The sequence below is a fragment of the Aliarcobacter vitoriensis genome, assembly GCF_048320235.1.
GTDB classification, from domain to species: domain Bacteria; phylum Campylobacterota; class Campylobacteria; order Campylobacterales; family Arcobacteraceae; genus Aliarcobacter; species Aliarcobacter vitoriensis.
In genome coordinates, this window is the sequence record NZ_CP182882.1 from 1,654,330 (window position 1) to 1,676,525 (window position 22,196).

Here is a 22,196-nt window from a genome sequence, read left to right on the forward strand (position 1 = left end):
TCAAAAAAGAGATTATTTGCTTCTTTTATTATAAAACTCTTTTTTAAACTCTTCCCAATTATCTATTAATATAGCTTCTCTTGCTTTTTTCATCAGATCCAAATAGTAGTGAATATTATGAATAGAAGCTAATCTAAAATAAGTTATTTCACCAGCTCTTAAAAGATGGTTTAGATATGCTCTAGTGAAATTTTTACAAGTATAGCATTCACAACTTTCATCTATTGGTTTATCATCTTCTTTAAACTGGGCTTTTTTGATATTTAGTTTTCCAAAAGTTGTAAATAATGTACCATTTCTTGCATTTCTTGTAGGCATAACACAATCAAACATATCAACACCTCGTTCAATATTTTCTATCAAATCCTCAGGTGTTCCAACTCCCATTAAATATCTAGGTTTCTCTTTTGGCATAAATTGAGTAGTCCATTCAACCGTGTCATACATATCTTGGTTTGGTTCGCCAACACTAAGTCCACCAATAGCAAAACCATCAAAATCACTCATAGCACAAAGTTGTTGCGCACTTAGCTTTCTAAACTCTTTGCTAGTTCCACCTTGGATAATTGCAAAGATGTTTTGATGTGTTCCAATACCTTTTGATTTTTGTTCCATATGATAATCTATGGCTTCTTTTGCCCATTTTGTAGTTCGTTCAATAGATTTTTTTATTCTTTCATCTGTATTTGGAAGGGCAACTAAATCGTCTAAAATCATCATAATATCGCTATTTAACTCATATTGAGTATCCAAAACACTTTTAGGTGTAAAGTAGTGTTTACTTCCATCAATATGAGATTTAAACATTATTCCATTTTCATCTGGTTTTGAGTTATCACTTAAAGAAAATGCTTGAAAACCACCTGAATCTGTTAAAAATGAGTTTGGAAATTTTGAAAAACTGTGAAGTCCTCCAAACTTTTTTATAAGTTTACTTGTTGGTCTTAAATACAAGTGATAAGTATTTCCTAAAATGATTTTTGCTCCAAGTTTTAACATATCGTTTGCATCAAGTGCTTTTACAGTTCCTTGAGTTCCAACAGGCATAAAAACAGGAGTTAAAATAGTACTATGAGCTGTTTTTATCGTACAAGCTCTTGCCCCTTGTGAAGTTGCGTCAATTTGAAATTCCATAAATTAAATAAACCTTTTTTTTAAATAAGATTGTAGTTTATCTAAAATCTACTATTAAACTTTTTAAGATATAATTTTGCCTATGAAAAAAATATTAATTATACTTGATGGAATTATTGCAAAGAAGTTATTACAGAGAATTGTTGAAGCAAATACTGGTGATAATAGCTACGATGTAGTTTATATGAATGATATTATTTTACCATCACAAAAGCCTTCAAATTTCACATTTTATAAGTTTGATCCAACTTCAAATTCAAAACTTTCAATGGTTTTAGAAAAAAATATCCACATAGAAGTTTTGATGGCACTTAACTCAAAAGATGAAATGTTAAGTGTGATAAAGAATCTTAGAGATTATAAAAAAAATCTTCAAATAACAGTTTTAGATTATTGGGGAATAAAAATAGATGACCCATATTTGAATATATATAGAGGAATTGAAGTTTTAGCAAATGGAATGGTTGAAAGATTACCAAATGTTCCAGTTTTAGCTCAAAATATTGGGCTTAAACAAGGTGAAATAATGGAAATAAAAATTCCATTTGGAAGCTCTTATGCTTATCGTTCTATTGATTCAATAGAGCAAAAACAGTGGAAAATATTTGGAGTTTATAGAAATCAAAAAATGATAGAGATAAAACCATTTTTGATTTTAAAACCAAATGATTTAATCTTAGTTATTGGAAAACCTAGTATTTTGATGAATATTTATAATGCTATAGGGAAAACAACAGGACAATTTCCTATGCCATTTGGAAGCAAGATTTATCTATATTTAGATTTATATTTAGAAAATGAAAAGAGTGTAAAAAAAGCTATTGATGAAGCCAAATTTATGAATAATAGACTCAAAAACTCTTTACTTATTATAAAAGTTACACGACCAACTACTGTTAAAATAATGGAAACAATAAAAGAAGAAGTAAAATATTTTCCTACAATTATTTTAGAAATTGATTACTCAAATAAAGGTTTTATTCAAATCATTAAAGAGGATAGAAGAAAATACAATATTGGTCTGTTGATGCTTACTATGGCTATGTTTAAAAATAAAGAAAATATTAGGTTTTTACTTGATTTAAAAATACCTATTTTTAAATTTGGAAAAGAGAGTTTAAAGGCTGTAAAAAGTGTAGTTGTAGTTTTAAACGAAAGTGGCTCTTATGAACAAATTTCTCCTGTTGTTTTTGATGTTGCAACACAACTAAAGATAAAAACAAAAATTTTAGATTTTGATCCAATTGGTGAAAAAGATGCTCAATCAAATCTTATAAATCACTTTGAGAGTCTTGCAAAAATTTTTAATGAAAAACTAGAAATTATAAGAGGTTCTGAAAATCCAATAAGAGAGCTAAAAAAACAAAAAGATATTTTGCAGATTTTACCTCTAAAACAAAAGATGTTTAGAAATCGCTCTTTTATTAAATTTTTCTATACAAATAGTGATTTAGTAGCATTTGATATGAATAAATTTAATCAAATTTTAGTTCCAGTATCTGAAGATTAAAAAAAGGAATTTTATGACAAATGAAGAGCTGTTTCAAGCCAGAACAAATCCAGATTTTTTAAAATATTTGGAAGAAGCAAGACTTAACTCTATAAAATCAAAAAATATAGCTTTGATGTATGAAACACTTGATTCTATGTTAGTTTTAGATTTAGATGAGGACAAAGTAAATGAACTTTATCAAACTATTTTAAAAACAGCTTTTGACAATGTTGAAAAGATAATAGAAAAAAAAGTTAAGTTAAGTTTAGAAGAAGATAACTTTTTTTATACAAGAGCTTTATATGAACATGCAATTGAAAAATGGACGAACGAAAATTTAAAAGGTGCAAAAGATTTATTTTTCGTAATTTCTAATATTACTGATGATGAGATTTTACAAAAATCTTTAAATGTTTTATTGATTTTTTTATCAAAAAATACAGATTTTGACACTTTTTATGATAAATATGTTTTTAGTGATTCACCAATAGAAGATGAAAAATATGGTTATTTTATTACAAGTTTCAATTTTGATAAAGATGATTTTTTAAAGCAAAACAGTGAAATTTTAGAAAAAGAGTATGAAAATTTACAATATCTAATAATGGAGAAAAAATAGTGAGAGTTCATTTTATAGGAATAGGTGGAATAGGGCTTTCAGCACTAGCGAGATTTTTAAATTTTGATGGACACAATGTAAGTGGAAGTGATATGAAAAGTTCAGCTATCACAAAAGATTTAGAAAAAGAGGGAATAAAAGTATCTTGCCCACAAGATGCTTCAAATATTAGTGAAGATTTAGATTTAGTTATATATTCAGCTGCTGTTACAGATGAAAATCCAGAATTAATAGAGGCTAGACTTAAACAAATAAGAACTTTATCGAGAAAAGAAGCACTTCCTATAATATTAGGAGATAAGAAAAACTATTGCGTTGCAGGAGCTCATGGTAAATCTACAACAACAGCTATTTTAGCAACTATCTTACAAAGTAGTGCATTGATAGGAGCAATTTCAAAAGAGTTTGGTTCAAACTTTAGATATGTAGATAAAGTTGTAGCTTTTGAAGCAGATGAAAGTGATGCTTCTTTTTTACTTTCAAATCCATATTGTGCAATAGTTACAAATGCAGAACCTGAACATATGGAGTACTATCATTATGATTATGAAAAATTTTATGAGTCCTATGAAACATTTTTAAGTTTGGCAAAAAAAAGAGTTGTAAATGCAGAAGATAAAGATATACAAAAACTAAAAATCGAAGATGCCATATATCTGTATCCATCAAAAGATATAAAAAACCTTTGTTACACTATAAAAGATGGACAACCTTGTACAAAATTTACTCTAAAATATTATGGAGAGTTTGAAGTTTGGGGCTTTGGTTTTCACATAGCTTTAAATGCCTCTTTAGCAATACTTGCAGCTTTAAATGAGCTTGATATTGAAACGATTAGAAAAAATCTTTTAAATTATAAAGGAATCAAAAAGAGATTTGATATTGTTCAATCAAATGATAAATTTGTAGTAATAGATGACTATGCACATCATCCAACAGAGATAGAAGCAACTATGAAATCAATAGAACTGTATGATAATCTTACAAACTTTAATAATAGAATAGTTCTTTGGCAACCACATAAATATTCAAGAACTTCTGATAATTTAGAAGGTTTTAAAAAGTGTTTTAGAAGATGTGATGAACTTATCATTTTACCACTTTGGACAGTTGCTGGAGAGAAAAAAATAGATATAGATTTTGAAAAAGAGTTCGCAGCTTATAATCCTATATTTGCTGATAGAGTAGTAGCTTATGAAGGTAAAATAGAACTTATAAAAGATGATAAAATTATCAAAACTTATGATGAAGGAATTTTTTTAGGTGTTGGTGCAGGAGATATAACTTATCAGTTGAGGTATTAATATAAATAAAAGTTGCAGTAAAATTTATTTTACTACTACTTTTCCATCTTTTATCTCAATTTTTCCTAATAATTCATATTCAAAAACTTTATCACTATACTTAAAAACAGCTTCATTGTATGGAGGATTTGTTTTACAATAATCTATAAAATCATCTTTTACTTCATCTTTTTGAATAGACCCAAATTGTGATACAAACTCAACAACATCATAGATAGCTTTTGCTTTGCCTTTTGCTAAAAGTTGATTTGTCCCTTCACTTTCTCCAATTCTATGAGGAAGAACATAGATATCTTTCTGCATTTTTATTGCATATTCAATACTTCTCATACTTCCTGATTTTAAATCAGCATAAGCAACTATTAAAATATCTGATAATGCAACTATAATTTCATTTCTTATAGCAAAATTTCTTGGTAATGAAGGAGTGTTTTGCTTAAATTGACTTAAAACCAATCCTTGCTGCTCAATATCACAAATCATTTTTTTATTTATAGCTGGATAGCGAATATCAAGCCCTGTTCCACTTACCATAATAGTATTATTAAATCCAGCAGATTTATGAGCAATAGTATCTATTCCTATTGCTCCACCACTTACGATTACATTTCCAGATTGAGATAATAAACTTACAATTTTTTGTGTCATATTTGCAGAATATTGGCTTGGATTCCTACTTCCTATTACACCAATTTTTTTTCTTTTTAGTAGTTCTAAATTTCCTATATAAAATAAATCTTTTGGATATTTACTCATTATCTTTAGTTCTGGAATTTGAACTTCAATATGATTTATCATAAAAAAACTCAAAGGTAAGGAAGTTGATTTATAAAAATTAATTCAACTTCATTTAATAGATTTTTAGACTCTTTCAAAACTTTAAGTGTAATATCATAAGGATGTCCAATTGCTATTGCATAACCATTTTTTTTAGCTATATTTATGGCTGATTTTAGTTGTTTTTGAACAGATACAAAATCTCTATCATTATCCAAAAAAACATCTCTTACGATATAAGGCATTTTATATTTAATTGATAACTCTTTTGCAGTAGAATTTGGAGAAGTCTTACTATCTACAAATATAAAATTATATTTTTTTAAAGCACGAAATAGTTTATCCATAGCTTCATAATTTTGTGTAAATACTGAACCTGTGTGGTTATTTGTATAAATTGCATTTGGATACCACTCTCTTAATTTTTTTACTCTTTTCTCTATTGTTTCATAAGAGTCGTTTATATTTAATGTATTTTCCTCAAAATTTTTAAATCCGCTTGAGGCTTGTAGTGGAAAATGTATCATATAAAAGGGTAAATTTTTTGCAATTTTAGCAGATTCAGGATGCCCTTTTGTTGGAGGTAAAAAAGCCATTGTTACGGGATAACCTAAATTTATGATTTTATCTTTTTGGGTTTTTGTTACCACATCATCTATTACTATTGCTAATTTTGGTTTAGATTTTGAATCATATTTAAATGAATCTTTTTTTGTTATAAGTGATTTTTTATCTTCTTTTTTTTGTTTTGGATCTTCAATAATTTCGTCTTTTATTTCAGAAACTGGTTCTTCTTTGATTTCAATATTTTTATTATTTTCTTGTGTGATTTTTTTAGGTTCTTCTTTTTCTATCTCTTCAACTTTTTTAAATACATCATCTTTTATATCTTTTTTTAGATTCTCTTCATAAGCTTCTTTTTCATCTAATTTTTTTATAGTATCTATTAAAATATCTTTTTTAGAAGAGTTTATATTTGATAAAACTTCTTCCATCACTTCTTCATTTGTATATAATTTCTTTTCTTTTAAAATATTGTCACTTTTTTCAATTTTTATATTTTTGATATCTTTATCAAAAAGGAAGTAAGTAACCGCTAAAAATGATAAAATGATTAGTAGTACAATGATAATATTTTTAGCTAAGTTCTTTTTTCTTAAAGCTTTTTTTATTGGGGATATTTTTCGTTTTTTTCTAGTTTTTTTAGTCATAAATAAAAAAGATATTTCAAGAGCGAAAGCTCTTAAAATAATTAGTTAGTTTCTTGATTTACTATTTTTTTAGAAGCAATCCAAGGCATCATATTTCTTAATTTAACACCAGTTTGCTCTAATAATGAAGCTCTTGTATATGCTCTTTCAGCATTCATTCTTGGGTATCCTGCTTGTCCTTCAAGGATAAAGTCTTTAGCAAATACACCATTTTGAATCTCTTTTAAGATTTGTCTCATAGCTTTTTTAGATTCATCATTGATAACTCTAGGACCACTTACATAATCCCCATATTCAGCAGTATTTGAAATAGAGTATCTCATATCTGCAATTCCACCTTCATACATTAAATCAACGATTAATTTCAATTCATGTAAACACTCAAAATATGCCATTTCTGGTTCATATCCAGCTTCTGTTAATACTTCAAATCCAGCTTGAACTAAAGCAGTTGCTCCACCACAAAGAACAGCTTGTTCTCCAAAAAGGTCAGTTTCAGTTTCATCTTTGAAAGTTGTTTCAATAATTCCTGTTCTTCCACCACCAATTGCACTTGCATATGCTAAAGCAACAGCTTTTGTATCACCACTTGCATCTTGATGAACAGCAATTAAGTCTGGAATTCCTCCACCTTTTGTAAATTCACTTCTTACAGTATGTCCTGGAGCTTTTGGAGCAATCATCATAACATTTGTTTTTGAGCAAGGAATAATTCTTTTGTAGTGAATGTTAAATCCATGACCAAATGCTAAATATGCACCATCTTTTAAATTTGGTTTGATTTCATTTGCGTAGATATCAGCTTGATTTTCATCTGGTAAAAGAATCATAACTACATCAGCAATTTTTGTAGCTTCAGCTACTGTTAAAACTTTGAAACCTTTAGCTTCAGCTTTTTTCCAAGAACTTCCATCTTTTCTTAAACCAACAACAACTTCAACACCACTATCTCTTAAATTTTCAGCGTGAGCGTGTCCTTGTGAACCAAAACCTATCATTGCAACTTTTTTTGATTTGATTAACTCGATATTACAATCTTTGTCATAGAATACATTTATTGCCATTTTTTATCCTCTGTTTTTAAAAAAATTTAGTAAGATTATACAAAAAGCTAACTAAATATAAGATTTAAACCACTACAATATAGTTAAATATAAAAAGGATATAAAATTGTTAAAAGAGTTATTTATAAAAATTCAAAAAAATATAAAAGATTTTTCAAATAGTGAAAAAAAAGAGTTAGAAAAATTTATAAAAGATGAAATTGTAATAAAAATAGATGAAAATTATGAGATAAATTCAAAATACAAAATAGCAACTTTAAAAATAGAAAAAAACTTTGCTATATTGGAAGATTTACTAACACCACTTAAAAATATAAAAATTGAATTAGATGAATTAAATGGAGCATTTGATAATGATTTAGTTTTAGCAAAAAGAGTTTTTAATCCAAGAAGTAAAACAAAAGCAAAAATTATCAAGGTAATTGATGGAAAAAAAGCTGAACTTTTGGTATATATTAATGATAAAAAATTTTATACACTAAAGGAACATATAGAGTTAAAAAGTAATAAATCTACAAAATACCAAGAAAATGATGTTTTGATTATTGACAATAAAGATTTTGAAGAGATTAAATTTATTGGAAATTTAGATGAGCCAAAAATAGATGAATTTATATCTTTATACTTAAATGGTGAAACTTATAGAGATGAGATAAAAATTGAACCAGAATCTTCAATGAATGATGAAAAACAAAGAGTTGATTTAAGAAATTTACCATTTTGTACTATTGATCCAAATAGTGCAAAAGATCATGATGATGCAATATATTATGATGAAAAAAGTCAAATATTATATGTAGCAATAGCAGATGTTTCATTTTTTGTAAAAGAGAATAGCGAACTCGACAAATTGGCATATAAGAAATCTTCAACTATATATTTACCTTCAAGAACTTTACCTATGCTTCCTGCTATTTTAAGTGAAAATCTTTGTTCATTAAAAGAGCAAGAAGAACGATATGCTTTTGTATTTAAACTGGAATTAGATTTAAAAACTTTGAGTGTTAAAAAATCTGAACTTTTTGAAGCTGTTATCAAATCACATAGGAATTTTTCTTATGGTAGAATAGACAGAGTTATTGATGGGTATTTTGATACTTATACAAGCTTAGAAAAAGATATTTTTGATGATTTACTTTCTCTTTATGAAGTTACAAAAAAACTTAGAGTAAAAAGATTAAAAAAAGGTTTTGATTTTAGAACTCAAGAAAATAGACTTAAACTTAAAAATCATCTTTTACAGAGTATAGAAGTTGAAACTTCTACTGCTTCTCATCAGTTAGTAGAAGAGTGTATGTTATTGGCAAATATTGAAGCTAGTAAAAAGGTTGGAAATATTGGAATTTTTAGAATTCATGAAGAACCATCTTTTAAGAATATTTCAAAATTAGTTGATGATGTAAATATTTTGGGAGTTAAAGCAAAATTACAAGATAGTGTAAATAGTACAATTACACATATCCAAGAAGAGGCAAAAAAAGCACTTTTAAGTAGTGAAATAGATGAACTGATAATTCAAAGCTTAACTCAAGCAAAATATAGTTCAAAAAATTTAGGGCATTTTGGTTTAGGATTTTCTTCATATTCTCATTTCACAAGTCCTATACGAAGATACTCTGATTTGGTTTTACATCGTATGTTAAAAACAAAACAAATACCAAAAGATATAGATGATATTTGTTTACATATATCAAATCAAGAAAGAAAAATAGATACTATTGTATGGGATTTTGAAGATAGAAAATATGCAAGATGGGCGAAAAATAATATTGGGACTGAGTTAAAAGTAAAAGTTGTTGATATTCAAAGAGCTAAAGCTGTTTGTTATGATAAAATGGTTGGATTAAAAGTTGTTTTGGAAAATTACAAAGCACAAAAACTATTCTCAAAAGTAAAAGTAAGAATAGTTTCTGTAAATATAGCAACTAAAATTATAGTTGCTACAATACTATAAATGTACGCATTTATTTAAAGAAGCTAAATATGGTTCAACTTGTTCGCTTGTAACATATTGACCAATTAGCTTTTCTTTTTCATTTACAAAAATTGGAGCAACCAAGTTTATAATTGAATGCTCTACAGGATCTTGTGAAACAACTATAAAATAAGTTTCAAAATCATCTTTTGAACTAATTTTTAATTTTTCTAAACTAGATTTATCTATAACAAAATCAAATGATACTTTATTTAATGCTTTGATATTTATAACAGATATTTTAGTATCTTTATCTAATTTCAAAAATGAGAAAAACTCATCAACTTTTTCGATTTCTAAACTTGAATTATTTTCAAAACCTAGTATAGGAAGAACTATTTTGTACATTAAAAACCCCTTAATTAAAAAATAATAAAATTATAATAAAAGAAAACTTAGGATAATATTTTACTTATGTATAAAAATGAATTCGATAAATATTTACAACAAAATAAAAAGTTTAATGCTTATATGTTTTATGGACAATCCACGTTTTTAATAGAACAATACTCTTCTTTAATTGCAAAAATAGTTGCTTGTGATGATGAGATAGAAAAATTGTATTTTGAAGAGTACAATTTTAAGTATGCTAAAGATAGGCTTTTACAATCATCACTATTTGCTTCAAATAATGTAATGCTAATAAAAGTAGAGAAGAAGATACCCAAAAAAGAGTTAGATACTTTGATTGAAGCTTGTAACACAAATAAAGATAGTACTTTGATACTTGCTTGTATGGGTGATACAGATTTTAAATCTATGGAAACAAGCTTTAGTTTAAAAAATAATGCTTGTGCTGTTAGATTTTTTTCTTTGAATAATAATGAAGCAATAGGTTTTTTGCAAAATGAAGCAAAAAGGCTGAAAATTGATTATGAAGATAGTGCTTTAAGTCATTTATATTTTATGCATAGGCAAGATTTGAGTTTGGCTTCAAATGATTTGAATAAACTTGCTATTTTAAATGAAAAAATAAGTATTAAAACTATTGATTTACACTGTTTTGGTGTTGGAAGTGTAAATTTTGATGATTTTTTACAAAATCTACTTAATTTTAAGGATATAAGTGAAGATATAAAAAGTTTGTTGGAAGAGGGGATGAATGAGATTTTTATATTAAATCAAATTGCATCTTTTATTCAACAACTATTTATGATTAGTTCTCATGCAAGAATTTATGCTGTTGCAAATCCTATTGAAATTTTAGGATACAATCCTCCAAAACATATTTGGGAAAGTAAATCAAAATTAGCAATAAATATAAAACCGAAACAATTTTTAAAGATGTTAGAGTTTATATTAAAACTTGAATTAGAGATGAAAACATCAAAAATAGATAATATAAACCTATATCTACAAGCTAGTTTAAGAAAATTTATAGTTTTGTTTAGATAAAATCACAAACTTTACAAAAAAATTAATCCTTGCTGATAGACTAGGAAATGTAAAGAAAATCGGCACAATCTATAAGGAGAACAAATGTCAAAATTAAAACATTATGAAACAATGTTTATTTTAAAGCCTACATTAACTGAAGAAGAGACTGTAGCACAACTTGATGGTATAAAAGCACTATTTGAAAAAAATGGAGCTGAAATTGTTGCAACTGAAAATATTGGAATTAAAGAGTTAGCATACGAAATTGAAAAATGTAAAAGAGGTTACTATTTTGTAGCTTATTTTAAAGCACCAGCTGCTTCACTTGCTGAAATTGAAAGAAATTATAGAAATAATGAGCAATTAATAAGATTTATTTTTATAAAATATGAGTCTAAAAAAGAAGTTACTTCTTGGACAAAAATGAGTGAAGAAGCTATAAAAAGAGCTGCTAAGTAATACTTAGAAAGGACCTTATATGTATAATAAAGTAATTATGGTTGGAAATTTAACTAGAGATATAGAATTAAGATATTTACCATCTGGTTCTGCTTTAGCTAAAAGTGCTATTGCAACATCTTTTAGATTTAAGTCACAAACTGGTGAACAAAAAGAAGAAGTTTGTTTTTTAGATTTTAATATGTTTGGAAGGGCAGCTGAAGTTGCTAATCAGTACTTAAAAAAAGGTTCTAAAGTTTTACTAGAAGGAAGACTTGTATTTGAACAATGGACTGCACAAGATGGAACTACTAGAAGTAGACATTCATTAAGAGTTGATGAAATGAAAATGTTAGATTCAAAAGGTTCATCAGAACAAGGTGGATATAATCAAAACTATAATCAACCTATGCAGAACAACCAATATAATGAACCTTCTAATTCGTATAATAATGATTACAATGGTGCAGGAAGAGAACAGCAAAAACCAAGAGTTGAGCAGAATATTCCTGAAATTGATATAGACGACGAAATACCGTTTTAGAAAAAAGGAGTTAATTATGGCTGAAAGAAGAAAATACGGAAAAAAATCTTGTAAATATACAGAGATGAAAGTTGATTTTATTGACTACAAAAATATAGATTTATTAAAAATTTCAATGAGTGAAAGAGGTAAAATTATGCCTAGAAGACTTACTGGAAATTCTAAGAATGCTCAAGAAATGGTAGAAAAAGCTATTAAAAGAGCAAGACATATGGCATTAGTTCCATATATTGTTGATACAAAAAATATCACAGATACAGCTTACGCAAAAACATTCTTATAATATAAAATTTATAAAAATATAAAAGGAAGGAGATTTTATCTTCTTCCTTTTTTTATTTATAAAATAGGACTAATATTGAAAAATAAACTAAAAATAGCTTTAAAACTTCGTTTTGAGTACTATAATTTATATGAAAATAAAGAGCTAGAGTGGCATAAAAAGTATAAAAATCATAATTTATATAGTGTTGTTGTAGAAAGTTTTAAGTATGATTTTAAAGAAATTGGTCAAAAGATGCCTAAACTTTTAGAAGAGTTTGAAGAAAAATTATAGTTTTTCCCAAACAGTTCCATTTGTTGTATCCATAAGCGAAATATTCATTGATGATAATTCATCTCTTATTTTATCAGCAGCTTGGAAATCTTTCATTTTTTTAGCTTCATCTCTTTGTTTTATTAAATCTTCAATTTTTTGTTTTGTCATATCATCAATTCCAAATTGAAAATATGAGTAAGCATCCTTTCCTCCAACACCAATAGAATTTTCTAAAAACTCTATATTTGAAATAATTTCTTTTTTTAGATTTTTATCTTTAGGGTTTGAATCTAGTTTATCATTTGCAATATTTATCATTTCATCAATAATTGAAAGAGCTATTGAAGTATTTATATCATCATTTAAAGCATTTAAAATATCTTCTTTAAATTTACCATTTACATTTAAAGATTCAACTCCATAAACTCTTTTTTTAAGTCTATAAAGCTTATCAAGTCGTTTTTTAGAAGCTATTAAATCTTCTTCATTAAAACTTAAATCAGCTCTATAATGAGTGCTCATAAGATAAAATCTTATAACTTCACCACTGTAAGATTTTAAAACATCTTTTAAAAAAAATGAATTACCTAATGATTTACTCATTTTTTCACCATTAATATTTACAAAACCGTTATGCATCCAATATTTAGCTAAGTGTTGATTTGTTGCACATCTTGTTTGACTAGCTTCATTTTCGTGGTGAGGAAAAAGCAAATCTGCTCCTCCAGCATGAATATCTATTTGAAATTTTTCATTTTTATAAGCTAAATGTTTATCAATCATTGCACTACACTCTATATGCCATCCAGGACGACCTTTTCCAAAAGTTGCACCAAAACTAATATCATTCTCTTTTTCAAATTTCCATAAAGCAAAATCAGCATTATTTCTTTTTTCTTTATTTATCTCAACTCTTGAAATAGTATTTTCATCATTTATTTTTTTTGATAAAGTCCCATAATTTGGATCTTTTGAAACATCAAAATAGATACTATCACTTGTTTTATATGCGATATCTTTTAAAAGCAGATTTTCAATCATATTTTTCATAGCCTCAAGATTTTCAGTTGCTTTTGGTTCTATGGAATTTGCTAAGATATTTAAAGATTTCATATCATTTTTATATGCTTTTATATAAAAATTTGTGATTTCTTCTAAAGTTTTACCACTCTCATTCATTTTTTTGATGATTTTATCATCAATATCAGTAAAATTCTTTGTCATAATTACTTCATAACCATTTTCTTTTAAAACTCTATGAAGTAAATCAAAAGCAATAGCACTCCTTGCATGACCCAAATGTGAATCATCGTAAACCGTTGGTCCACAAACATAGATTTTTGCAATATTTGGTTTTATTGAGCTAAATTCTACTTTCTCTTTTTTTGAAGAGTCATAAATGTAAAGCTTTTTCATTTTATTTAAATAGTGCTTCTAATGATGAAGTATCATTAATTTTTACTTCATTTTCTGTATTGTTTGTAGTTGAAATATCTTTATTAGATTCAATTTCTACCAATTCAATATCATATTTTGTAAGCATTGAAGCAAGTCTTATATTTAGCCCAGCTTTTCCTATAGCTTTTGATTTTTGATCACTAAATATTGTAACAATAGCTTTACCTTTTTCATTTCCATTTGGAGTTGATTCAACTTTTACACTATTTACTATAGCAGGAGATAAAGATCTTGCAATAAACATCTCAGGAATAGCTGAATACTCTATACAATCAATACTTTCATTGTGCAATTGACTTGAAACAGAGTTTATTCTTACACCTTTTACACCAACAATAGCACCAATTGCATCTATTTGAGGATTTGTAGTTGTAAGGGCTATTTTTGATCTAGTTCCAGGAATTCTAGCACTAGCTTCAATTATTATTTTTTGATCTTTAAGTTCAGGTACTTCCAAAGTTAGAAGATTCTCTAAAAATTTTGGGCTAGTTCTTGATAATTCAACAATAAGACCTAAAGTTTTATCTATATTTACAGATTTTACAACAGCATTTAAAGTATCACCAACTTTAAAACTCTCACCTTTAATTCTATTTTTTCTTTGTAGAATACCTTTTATTTCACCAATTTCAATAAAAGTGCTATCATTTTTATCAATTCTTGTTACAACTCCAGAAACAGTTTTCCCTATTTTTTCTTTGTATTTAGATAAAACATTTTCTTCAACAAATCTTTGAAGTCTATATTCAAAGTTAGAAGATAAAATTGTTGCGGCATTTCTTCCCATATTCTCAAATTCTAACTCATAACTTACAAAGTCACCTATATCTAAATCAGAATTGATATTTTTTGCATCATCAAGAGATATGAAATTTTCTTTATTTAAAGGATTTCCTTCTTCATCTTTTGTATCTTCGTTTAATCTTATATCATCATTTGCAACTACTTCGATTTTTTGAAGAAGGATAAGTTTTTTATTTGCTCTATCAACATTTGCATCAAATATTAAAGAGTGATCAACCATTTTTTGTGCAGTTTTAATTAAAGCTTCTTTAAGTGCATTTTCAACATCAGTAATTTTTATCCCTTTTTCATAAGCAATAGAGTCTAAAATATCTATTATTTTATCCATAATAATTTTCCCTTTTTTTAACATTGAAATGGTAATTGTGATTTTTCAATGCGAGTTTAATACAATAGTATATCAAAAATACCTTTTATACAAATTAAAGCAATTTTTGAATAGAATATCCGATTAATTATCAAAAAAAAGGTTTAATAAATGGAATTATTACTTGCTAGAAATGAGCTAAATGAAAAGCCAAAAAAAGTACAGTTAGACAAAATAAAAGATGAGTTAGCTAAAGATAAACAAAAGATTTTTTATTTTGATAAAGACAATTCACATAAAGATATGATGGCTTTAGTTGAAGCTTTGGAAAAAATTGGATTTAATATATATTTTAGAGAAATAAAATACGGTTTAGCTGATGATGAGTATATGTATGAGGTTCATGCACTTTAATTTTAAGTGTTAAAAAATATGAGTAAAAAACTATTTATACAGACTTTAGGTTGTCAGATGAATGGCACAGATAGTCAGCATATTCAAGCAGAACTTGAAAAGCATAAAGGCTATGTTAAAACTGATAAACTAGAAGATGCAGATTTAATTATCATAAATACTTGCTCTGTTAGAGAAAAACCTGTTCAAAAACTATTTTCTGAAATAGGGCAATTTAATAAAAAGAAAAAGAATGGTGCAAAAATTGGAGTTTGTGGTTGCACAGCTTCACACTTAGGACAAGATATTATAAAACGAGCACCATATGTTGATTTTGTTTTAGGAGCTAGAAATATATCAAAAATAAAAGATGTTGTTGATATAAAAGGTTCAGTTGAAGTTGCTATTACAAATGATGATTCACAATATGAGTTTGCAACTGCAACATCAAATCAATATAGAACGAGTGTAAATATATCAGTTGGGTGTGATAAAGAGTGTACATACTGTATAGTTCCAAGTACTAGAGGAGAAGAAATTTCTATTCCACCAGAAATGATAGTTTCTCAAATACAAAAAGCTGTTGACCAAGGTGCAGTTGAGGTTATGCTTTTAGGGCAAAATGTAAACTCTTATGGAAGAAGATTTAGCGATAAAAGAGGAAAATATAGTTTTACTAAACTTCTACAAGATATATCAAAGATAGATGGCTTAAAAAGAATAAGATTTACATCTCCTCATCCTCTACATATGGATGATGAATTTATAGAAGAGTTTGCTAAAAATGAAAAAATTTCAAAGTGTATTCATATGCCACTTCAGAGTGGTTCTACTACTATTTTAAAAGCTATGAGAAGAGGATATACAAAAGAATGGTTTTTAAATAGAGCTACAAAACTTAGAAATTTAGTACCAAATTTAAGAATTACAACAGATATTATTGTGGCATTTCCTGGTGAAACTCACGAAGATTTTTTAGATACATTAGATGTAGTAAATCAAGTAAAATTTGATCAAATTTTTAATTTTAAATATTCTGCTAGACCTGGAACAAAAGCTTTAGAGTTCAAGGATAAAGAGATTGATGATGAAATAGGAAGTTTGAGATTAACACAACTTATAGAACTTCATAAAAGATATTTGGAAGATTCAATGCCTTCTATGATTGGACAAACTTTAAATGTTTTAGTTGAAAGTCTTAAGCCAAATGGTGAAGTAACAGGTTATACGGACAACTATTATCAAGTATTTGCCAAAGGTAGTGATGAATTATTAGGTAAATTTGTAGATATTAAAATTACAAGTGTAACACGAACTTCATTAAAAGGCGAAGTTATAGCTTAATGTGGAAATTATTTAAAAAAAAGTTTGCTCCATATTTACTTTATGTAGTAGTTAAATTGATATATGCTACAAATAAAAAGGTATATCATCATCCTAAAAAATATGATAAACAAGCTTTTATTATATGTATGTGGCATGGCGATTTGATGTCTCAACCATATAACTATTTTACTTTTAGAAAAGATGGAATTGTAAAAGCTATGATAAGTGAAAATAGAGATGGTGAAATTATAGCAAAACTTGTTGAAAATTTTGGAATAGGTTCTGTTAGAGGTTCTAGTTCTAAGGGTGCTGCAAAAGTATTTTTAAGTGCTTTAAGAGAATTGAAAGATGGAAATGATGTAGCTATAACTCCTGATGGACCAAGAGGACCTAGGTATAGCGTAGCAGATGGAATTGTAACAATTTCACAAAAAAGTGGAAAAGATATTAGATGTTTTAATGCTGTTCCTACAAAATATTGGCAGTTTAAATCTTGGGATAAGTTTGTTTTACCAAAACCATTTGGTAGAATAGATTTTTATATAAGTGAGCCATTTAGTGTTCAAGGACTTGAATTAGAAGATGCAAAAAATATAATAAAACAAAGAATGTTAATCCACTCTTTAAAATAATTAGGGATGCTTATGTTTAAAAAAGAGACTTTTTTCATAAATGCTGTAAAGCAAAATAATCAACTAAAAGTTGAGTACAAAAAATATTTAAATTCCAAAGAACAAAGTAGCGATAATTCAACTTTTTTGATAGATGGCGATGTATTGCTTGATAATATTGTTCAAAAGATTAATATTTGGCAAAAAGAGAACGATTTTAGTTATGTTTCTACTATTTTACTAAGTGATACAACAAAACTTATTCCAAAAGCATTATCTTCAAAGGTAAAAGATTGTGAAATTGTAAATTTTGATAGTTTATATGATATTGCTGTTTTAAAAACAACATTATTTGAAACACAAAATTATTTTGCAAAAACGGGAGTAGATTTTATATATTCTGCTTTTCATATTATAAATTCACATATTCAAAAGTATAAATCAAAAAATGAATTACTATTTTTTATATACAATAACAGAGCATATATTTTAATAGTTGATAAAAATAGTGTGATAGTGTACAATGAAGTTGTAGATTTATTGACTTTTGATGCTGTAAGAAGATCACATTTTTATGAGGATGATTTAGAAGGACAAAAGCTTTATGATGAGTTATACTTTCTTGAACTTAGTGAGTTATTACAAAAAATATTGAAAAACTTTCATCAAAAACACAAAGATATTTTTGTACAAAAAATTTCAATTCTTTTTGCATTAAGAAATCTTACAAAAGAACAATTATCTAATTTAAGTCAAGAATTGATGTTGAAAGTTGATGATTATACTATTGATATTGATGAAGAACTATTTAAATTATCGCAAGATAATTTAAATCAAAAAAGTTTTATAAAACCACGAAAAAAGAAAAAAAGAAGAGATTTTAGATATGTATTTTTAGTGATTTTATTTGCAATATTATTTTATGGAGCATATAAAATATATAGCATGATTGATTTTAAGAATATTGCTATAAAACTAAACTTGATTGAAGCTAAAAAAGAGTTAGTTTTGGACAAACTTCCTGATCATATTTTGAATAATAGTAGAAAAGAGTTAAGAGTGGAAGCTATTTTTAAATCAGTTCCAAATGATTTGATGATAAATAATTTTATTTTAAACTCAAATAGTGTTGAATTAAAAGTTTTAGCAAAAAATGATGAGAATTTGAAACTTCTAAATTTAGCTTTAAATTCGATATATTCAAGTGTAGATTCAAAAAAAGTAGATGAAAAACAATTAGAAAATTTTGAAGCTATTGTTATTGCTAAAAACGAGTTAGAATTAAAAGATGTTACATATAAAGTATTTACAAAAGATTATTTACAAGATGAAGATTTTGATGTTGAAAGTATCAATGAACAGTTAAAAATGTTACTTCCTGAAAACTCAATAGTAAAATATATAGATAGATATGATGCTTCAAAAGTTGATGTATTTGCTTTTAGCGTAAATGCAATAATAAAAGAACCTAAAGAATTCTTTGAATTATTAACAGATATAAATAGTGAATTATATTCTATAACTTTAGCAAATCCAATAGTAATGAAAAATACAGATTTAGGAATAGAAGTAGAGTTTGTTTTAGAGTTTAATCAACTGAAAAACTAAAAGTTTTACCAAACTTTTAGTTCATTATAAATACTATCTCTTTCAACTGGAATGAATCCAGAGTTTCTTATAAGTTCTATAAACTCATTTTGGATAACTCCTTTAGCACTAGAAGCTCCAGCAGCACTTTGAATAGACTCTTTTTCTATTGTTCCATCTACATCATTTGCCCCAAACTCTTGAGCAATTAAAGCTAGTTTTACAGTTGAAGTTGCCCAATATGCTTTTATATTTGGAATATTATCAAGCATTATTCTTGCTATTGCATAAGTTTTTAATATCTCATGAGCAGTTACAGGTTCTTTTACCTTTAGATAGTTATTTTGAGTTTGAAAAACAAGTGGAATAAAGGCATTAAAGCCACCTGTAATATCTTGTAAATTTCTAAGTCTTAACATATGGTCAATTCTATGCTCTCTTGATTCTATGTGACCAAAAAGCATTGTTGCATTACTTTTTCTTCCTTTTTCATGCCAAAGCTTATGGATTTCCAGCCATTGTTCTGAACTGACTTTTCCTCCGCAAATTCTTTTTCTTATCTTTTCATCAAATATTTCAGCTCCACCACCTGGCATAGAATCTACACCATATTCAATCATAGTATTTATGATATCTTCATAACTTAACTCATATTGTTTACTTAAAAAGTGAATTTCAGCTGCAGTTAGAGCTTTTACGTGAATATGAGGAAAGTTAGTTTTTATCTTTTTGAAAATTTCCATATACCAAGTAAGTCCAGTGTGTGGATTGTGAGCAGATACAATATGAACTTCTTTTATATCATTTTTTGAAGAGTTTTTTACAATATCTAAAATTTCTTCATGAGTCAAAGTGTATTGATTTGGATTTTTTCTACTTGCACTATATGCACAAAACTGGCAAACATCTTTACAAATATTTGTAGGATTTATATGTCTATTTATATTAAAATATGTTTTCTTTTGGTGTTTTTCTTCTCTTATTTTATTTGCATATTTTCCTAAAGTTATTAAATCCAAATCATAAAGTTTTATACCATCTTCTAAATTTAATCTTTCATTATTTTCAAGCTTTTTTAAAATATCCATATCTACCTACTTACAATCAAAATCTTTTGTATAAGAGTTATCTTTTTCGTGATGAACAAATCCCATACAAGTTTTTTGCATATCATTGTCATAAAAAACAACTTTGTATACACTACTTCTTAGTTTTGTTTGTATATCTTCTACACTTAATTTATTTACAACTTTTAGATTTTGAATATTTTTATGTCCTAAAGTATCTAAAATTTCAGCCATTCTTTGTGTTTTAAATATTTGGAGAATAAGAAATATTCCAAATGATAAAATTACAATAATTGAGATGATTATAATTGTTTTTTTAGGTAGTTTTCTTACTTCATAACTCATTTTTTGTAATCTTCCAGTGGTTTAAATGTACAGTCTTCTCCATCATAATAATCTATAGTTCCATCTTCAATTTTGTAGTACCAACCATGAATTTGAAGTTCGCTATTTTTAATTTTTTCTACAATATAAGGAAAAGATAAAAGGTTTTCCATTTGATACACAATAGAAACTTTTTCTGTTGTTCTATAAAGTTGTTCTTTATCTTCTTTATTTGGTGTTGCAAGAAGAGTATATTCTTTGGCTTTTTTACCAAGTTCTAGCCATTTTTTAACATTTGATAATTCAGGAGAATTTTCTAAATCTTGATATAAACTTTTGCAAGCTCCACAGTGTGAATGACCACAAACTATAATATGTTTTACATGTAAAACATTTACTGCGTATTCAATAGCAGCTGAAGTTCCGTGATAATCATTGTCTGGATTGTATGGTGGAACAAAATTTCCAACATTTCTTAAAATAAACATATCTCCTGGTTTTGTATCTAGCATCAAATCTGGTGTTACTCGGCTATCACTACAACCTATAAATAAAACCTCTGGTTTTTGACCTGTTTTTACTAATTGTTTTAAATCTGTTTCATATTTTGAAAATCGTGCTTCTCTAAACTTTTTATTTCCTTTTATCAAATCATTTATTTGCATTGAGTTCCTTTATTAAGTTGCATACCTCTATTAAGTCATTACTTGACACATCAATTTTCGCTATAAGTCTAATAATTGCATTTTTAACTGTTGGTTGTCGTATAGCTCCTATTAAAAAGCCTTTCCCTTTTAAAGATTTTTGTATCTCCAACACTTTTTTATTGTCATTTACTAATATTGGAATAATAAGTGATTTTGAACTTATTCCTAAATAGCTTTGAATTATAGTTAATTTTTCTTTAATTTTTTGATTTAATTTCTTTTTCTTCTTTTGAATATATTTTAAGCTTTCAAGTCCTAAAGCTGTATCAAAAAGTGATGGTGCAGTTGAATATATAATAGGTTTTGCTCTATTTTCTAAGAATTTTATAATATCTTTTGAAGCTAAGATATATGCTCCATAAGAGCCATAAGCTTTCCCTAAAGTTCCCATTTTTATATGATTTTCTTTTGGTTTTATATTGTAATAATCAAAAATACCTAAAAGATTTTTTCCTAGAACACCAGAACTGTGAGCTTCATCAACTATTAAAATAGAATTATATTTATCAGCAATGTCAAAAATCTCTTTTTTGACTAAATCTCCACCCATAGAGTAAACACCTTCTACTGCTATGATATTTCTTCCTATACGATTAGAACTATTGAGTTTATTTTCCAAATCTTTCTCATCATTGTGATTGAAAACTATTACTTGAGAACTATTTAAAAGTTTTGTAGCTAAAATACCACTTGCATGATAATCTTCATCTATAAAAAGTGTATCATTTTTTCGTACTAATGCTTCAATCATTGATATATTTGCTAAAAAGCCACTTCCTACTATGATGGCATCTTCAAAGTTATTTATAAAAGCCAATTTTTCTTCAAATTTTTTATGAATTTTTGAATATCCATTTACTAGTATAGATGATTTTGGTGAAAAATAGTGATTTCTTAAAACTCTTTTGTAAGCTTTTTTTAGAAGCTTTTTACTTGTAGAAAGTCCTAAATAATCATTTGAAGCTAAATCGATTAAATTTTTTTCAAAAACTATACGATTTCTTAGTCGGTTTGCTTTTTCTATAGATTCTAACTCTTTTTTGTACAAAAATATTCCTTACATAAAATTGTAATAGTACCTAAAAACTGATATTTTAAAGGTTAAGTAAAAAATTTATAAATAATTTCTAAATGCTAGA

The 22,196-nt window shown here is 26.6% G+C and carries 24 protein-coding genes; 13 read left to right on the plus strand and 11 right to left on the minus strand.

All coding sequences use genetic code 11. From position 1 onward, the window contains the following. Positions 1-12: 12 nt before the first annotated feature. The gene (tgt, locus tag ACNSOS_RS08270; protein ID WP_418184923.1) at positions 13-1,134 is read right to left on the minus strand and encodes a tRNA guanosine(34) transglycosylase Tgt; all 1,122 of its coding nucleotides are present in this window, start codon (positions 1,132-1,134) and stop codon (positions 13-15) included. A gap of 82 nt (positions 1,135-1,216) precedes the next feature. On the opposite strand from tgt, the gene ACNSOS_RS08275 reads away from it, so the two are divergent. The 3 genes from ACNSOS_RS08275 to murC are packed head-to-tail and all read left to right on the plus strand — an operon-like array spanning position 1,217 to position 4,549. Next, a complete protein-coding gene (locus ACNSOS_RS08275; RefSeq protein ID WP_235826913.1) occupies positions 1,217-2,644 on the plus strand; it encodes a COG3400 family protein in 1,428 nt (475 codons plus the stop codon). A gap of 13 nt (positions 2,645-2,657) precedes the next feature. Further along, complete coding sequence (locus tag ACNSOS_RS08280) at positions 2,658-3,245, plus strand: hypothetical protein (RefSeq protein WP_418184924.1); 588 nt, start codon at positions 2,658-2,660, stop codon at positions 3,243-3,245. Further along, positions 3,245-4,549, plus strand: coding sequence for a UDP-N-acetylmuramate--L-alanine ligase (gene murC / locus ACNSOS_RS08285; protein ID WP_418184925.1), 1,305 nt, complete (start codon positions 3,245-3,247; stop codon positions 4,547-4,549). The genes ACNSOS_RS08280 and murC overlap by 1 nt, the downstream gene beginning before the upstream one ends. Before the next feature lie 24 nt (positions 4,550-4,573). Here murC and ACNSOS_RS08290 read toward each other — a convergent pair whose 3' ends face one another. Genes ACNSOS_RS08290 through ilvC form a run of 3 tightly spaced genes read right to left on the minus strand, consistent with a single transcriptional unit; the run spans position 4,574 to position 7,601 of the window. Then, positions 4,574-5,347, minus strand: a complete 774-nt coding sequence (locus ACNSOS_RS08290; protein WP_418184926.1) for a DNA-processing protein DprA — start codon at positions 5,345-5,347, stop codon at positions 4,574-4,576. Positions 5,348-5,355: 8 nt separating this feature from the next. After that, positions 5,356-6,537: a divergent polysaccharide deacetylase family protein gene (locus ACNSOS_RS08295; protein WP_418184927.1), complete on the minus strand. Its 1,182-nt coding sequence runs from the start codon at positions 6,535-6,537 to the stop codon at positions 5,356-5,358. A 41-nt stretch (positions 6,538-6,578) separates the two neighbouring features. Beyond that, entirely contained in the window at positions 6,579-7,601 is a 1,023-nt protein-coding gene (ilvC, locus tag ACNSOS_RS08300) for a ketol-acid reductoisomerase (protein ID WP_418184928.1), read from the minus strand. 106 nt (positions 7,602-7,707) lie between these two features. Here ilvC and ACNSOS_RS08305 point away from each other — a divergent pair, with 106 nt between their 5' ends. Next, positions 7,708-9,555: an RNB domain-containing ribonuclease gene (locus ACNSOS_RS08305; RefSeq protein ID WP_418184929.1), complete on the plus strand. Its 1,848-nt coding sequence runs from the start codon at positions 7,708-7,710 to the stop codon at positions 9,553-9,555. On the opposite strand, the gene fliW is transcribed toward ACNSOS_RS08305, so the two are convergent. Continuing rightward, a complete protein-coding gene (fliW, locus tag ACNSOS_RS08310) occupies positions 9,550-9,924 on the minus strand; it encodes a flagellar assembly protein FliW (RefSeq protein WP_113892442.1) in 375 nt (124 codons plus the stop codon). The genes ACNSOS_RS08305 and fliW overlap by 6 nt on opposite strands. A 66-nt stretch (positions 9,925-9,990) precedes the next feature. Here fliW and holA point away from each other — a divergent pair, with 66 nt between their 5' ends. The 5 genes from holA (at position 9,991) to ACNSOS_RS08335 (ending at position 12,491) form a co-directional block, all read left to right on the plus strand. Beyond that, the gene (gene holA / locus ACNSOS_RS08315) at positions 9,991-10,971 is read left to right on the plus strand and encodes a DNA polymerase III subunit delta (RefSeq protein WP_418184930.1); all 981 of its coding nucleotides are present in this window, start codon (positions 9,991-9,993) and stop codon (positions 10,969-10,971) included. A gap of 84 nt (positions 10,972-11,055) precedes the next feature. After that, on the plus strand, positions 11,056-11,412 hold the full coding sequence (gene rpsF / locus ACNSOS_RS08320; protein ID WP_418184931.1) for a 30S ribosomal protein S6: 357 nt from the start codon (positions 11,056-11,058) through the stop codon (positions 11,410-11,412). A 19-nt stretch (positions 11,413-11,431) separates the two neighbouring features. Next, positions 11,432-11,935 carry a single-stranded DNA-binding protein gene (locus tag ACNSOS_RS08325; protein ID WP_113892448.1) on the plus strand — a complete coding sequence of 168 codons (504 nt, stop codon included), beginning with the start codon at positions 11,432-11,434 and terminating at the stop codon, positions 11,933-11,935. Between the two features lie 16 nt (positions 11,936-11,951). Next, positions 11,952-12,218, plus strand: coding sequence for a 30S ribosomal protein S18 (gene rpsR / locus ACNSOS_RS08330; protein WP_113892450.1), 267 nt, complete (start codon positions 11,952-11,954; stop codon positions 12,216-12,218). 75 nt (positions 12,219-12,293) lie between these two features. Then, entirely contained in the window at positions 12,294-12,491 is a 198-nt protein-coding gene (locus ACNSOS_RS08335; protein ID WP_418184932.1) for a hypothetical protein, read from the plus strand. Here ACNSOS_RS08335 and cysS read toward each other — a convergent pair. Then, positions 12,486-13,889 (minus strand): cysteine--tRNA ligase, encoded by a 1,404-nt coding sequence (gene cysS / locus ACNSOS_RS08340; protein ID WP_418184933.1) that lies wholly within the window; start codon positions 13,887-13,889, stop codon positions 12,486-12,488. The genes ACNSOS_RS08335 and cysS overlap by 6 nt on opposite strands. A 1-nt stretch (position 13,890) precedes the next feature. Further along, on the minus strand, positions 13,891-15,063 hold the full coding sequence (nusA, locus tag ACNSOS_RS08345; RefSeq protein ID WP_418184934.1) for a transcription termination factor NusA: 1,173 nt from the start codon (positions 15,061-15,063) through the stop codon (positions 13,891-13,893). A gap of 150 nt (positions 15,064-15,213) precedes the next feature. On the opposite strand from nusA, the gene ACNSOS_RS08350 reads away from it, so the two are divergent. The 4 genes from ACNSOS_RS08350 to ACNSOS_RS08365 are packed head-to-tail and all read left to right on the plus strand — an operon-like array spanning position 15,214 to position 18,980. Then, on the plus strand, positions 15,214-15,456 hold the full coding sequence (locus tag ACNSOS_RS08350) for an HP0268 family nuclease (protein ID WP_113892458.1): 243 nt from the start codon (positions 15,214-15,216) through the stop codon (positions 15,454-15,456). A gap of 18 nt (positions 15,457-15,474) precedes the next feature. Continuing rightward, positions 15,475-16,779: a tRNA (N6-isopentenyl adenosine(37)-C2)-methylthiotransferase MiaB gene (miaB, locus tag ACNSOS_RS08355; RefSeq protein WP_418184935.1), complete on the plus strand. Its 1,305-nt coding sequence runs from the start codon at positions 15,475-15,477 to the stop codon at positions 16,777-16,779. Further along, positions 16,779-17,393 carry a lysophospholipid acyltransferase family protein gene (locus ACNSOS_RS08360; protein WP_418184936.1) on the plus strand — a complete coding sequence of 205 codons (615 nt, stop codon included), beginning with the start codon at positions 16,779-16,781 and terminating at the stop codon, positions 17,391-17,393. Before miaB ends, ACNSOS_RS08360 begins: the two co-directional genes overlap by 1 nt. Before the next feature lie 12 nt (positions 17,394-17,405). Then, a complete protein-coding gene (locus ACNSOS_RS08365; protein WP_418184937.1) occupies positions 17,406-18,980 on the plus strand; it encodes a hypothetical protein in 1,575 nt (524 codons plus the stop codon). A gap of 5 nt (positions 18,981-18,985) precedes the next feature. On the opposite strand, the gene mqnE is transcribed toward ACNSOS_RS08365, so the two are convergent. From mqnE to ACNSOS_RS08385, 4 genes are read right to left on the minus strand one after another with little or no spacing between them, the layout of a single operon-like run. Next, entirely contained in the window at positions 18,986-20,047 is a 1,062-nt protein-coding gene (mqnE, locus tag ACNSOS_RS08370; protein WP_418184938.1) for an aminofutalosine synthase MqnE, read from the minus strand. Positions 20,048-20,053: 6 nt separating this feature from the next. Further along, positions 20,054-20,371 (minus strand): hypothetical protein, encoded by a 318-nt coding sequence (locus ACNSOS_RS08375; RefSeq protein WP_418184939.1) that lies wholly within the window; start codon positions 20,369-20,371, stop codon positions 20,054-20,056. Further along, on the minus strand, positions 20,368-21,015 hold the full coding sequence (locus tag ACNSOS_RS08380) for a carbonic anhydrase (RefSeq protein ID WP_418184940.1): 648 nt from the start codon (positions 21,013-21,015) through the stop codon (positions 20,368-20,370). Before ACNSOS_RS08380 ends, ACNSOS_RS08375 begins: the two co-directional genes overlap by 4 nt. Then, positions 21,002-22,105, minus strand: a complete 1,104-nt coding sequence (locus ACNSOS_RS08385) for an aminotransferase class I/II-fold pyridoxal phosphate-dependent enzyme (RefSeq protein ID WP_418184941.1) — start codon at positions 22,103-22,105, stop codon at positions 21,002-21,004. Before ACNSOS_RS08385 ends, ACNSOS_RS08380 begins: the two co-directional genes overlap by 14 nt. Between the last annotated feature and the right edge of the window lie 91 nt (positions 22,106-22,196).

Excerpts from the sequence above, each read along its gene's own strand:
- ACNSOS_RS08290 (WP_418184926.1), bottom strand. The coding sequence starts at position 5,347 with ATGATAAATCATATTGAAGTTCAAATTCCAGAACTAAAGATAATGAGT.
- ACNSOS_RS08350 (WP_113892458.1), top strand. The coding sequence starts at position 15,214 with ATGGAATTATTACTTGCTAGAAATGAGCTAAATGAAAAGCCAAAAAAA.
- ACNSOS_RS08375 (WP_418184939.1), bottom strand. The coding sequence starts at position 20,371 with ATGAGTTATGAAGTAAGAAAACTACCTAAAAAAACAATTATAATCATC.
- tgt (WP_418184923.1), bottom strand. The coding sequence starts at position 1,134 with ATGGAATTTCAAATTGACGCAACTTCACAAGGGGCAAGAGCTTGTACG.
- ACNSOS_RS08280 (WP_418184924.1), top strand. The coding sequence starts at position 2,658 with ATGACAAATGAAGAGCTGTTTCAAGCCAGAACAAATCCAGATTTTTTA.
- ACNSOS_RS08380 (WP_418184940.1), bottom strand. The coding sequence starts at position 21,015 with ATGCAAATAAATGATTTGATAAAAGGAAATAAAAAGTTTAGAGAAGCA.
- rpsR (WP_113892450.1), top strand. The coding sequence starts at position 11,952 with ATGGCTGAAAGAAGAAAATACGGAAAAAAATCTTGTAAATATACAGAG.
- nusA (WP_418184934.1), bottom strand. The coding sequence starts at position 15,063 with ATGGATAAAATAATAGATATTTTAGACTCTATTGCTTATGAAAAAGGG.
- ACNSOS_RS08365 (WP_418184937.1), top strand. The coding sequence starts at position 17,406 with ATGTTTAAAAAAGAGACTTTTTTCATAAATGCTGTAAAGCAAAATAAT.
- ACNSOS_RS08295 (WP_418184927.1), bottom strand. The coding sequence starts at position 6,537 with ATGACTAAAAAAACTAGAAAAAAACGAAAAATATCCCCAATAAAAAAA.
- mqnE (WP_418184938.1), bottom strand. The coding sequence starts at position 20,047 with ATGGATATTTTAAAAAAGCTTGAAAATAATGAAAGATTAAATTTAGAA.
- cysS (WP_418184933.1), bottom strand. The coding sequence starts at position 13,889 with ATGAAAAAGCTTTACATTTATGACTCTTCAAAAAAAGAGAAAGTAGAA.
- fliW (WP_113892442.1), bottom strand. The coding sequence starts at position 9,924 with ATGTACAAAATAGTTCTTCCTATACTAGGTTTTGAAAATAATTCAAGT.
- miaB (WP_418184935.1), top strand. The coding sequence starts at position 15,475 with ATGAGTAAAAAACTATTTATACAGACTTTAGGTTGTCAGATGAATGGC.
- ACNSOS_RS08325 (WP_113892448.1), top strand. The coding sequence starts at position 11,432 with ATGTATAATAAAGTAATTATGGTTGGAAATTTAACTAGAGATATAGAA.
- holA (WP_418184930.1), top strand. The coding sequence starts at position 9,991 with ATGTATAAAAATGAATTCGATAAATATTTACAACAAAATAAAAAGTTT.
- ACNSOS_RS08275 (WP_235826913.1), top strand. The coding sequence starts at position 1,217 with ATGAAAAAAATATTAATTATACTTGATGGAATTATTGCAAAGAAGTTA.
- ilvC (WP_418184928.1), bottom strand. The coding sequence starts at position 7,601 with ATGGCAATAAATGTATTCTATGACAAAGATTGTAATATCGAGTTAATC.
- ACNSOS_RS08360 (WP_418184936.1), top strand. The coding sequence starts at position 16,779 with ATGTGGAAATTATTTAAAAAAAAGTTTGCTCCATATTTACTTTATGTA.
- rpsF (WP_418184931.1), top strand. The coding sequence starts at position 11,056 with ATGTCAAAATTAAAACATTATGAAACAATGTTTATTTTAAAGCCTACA.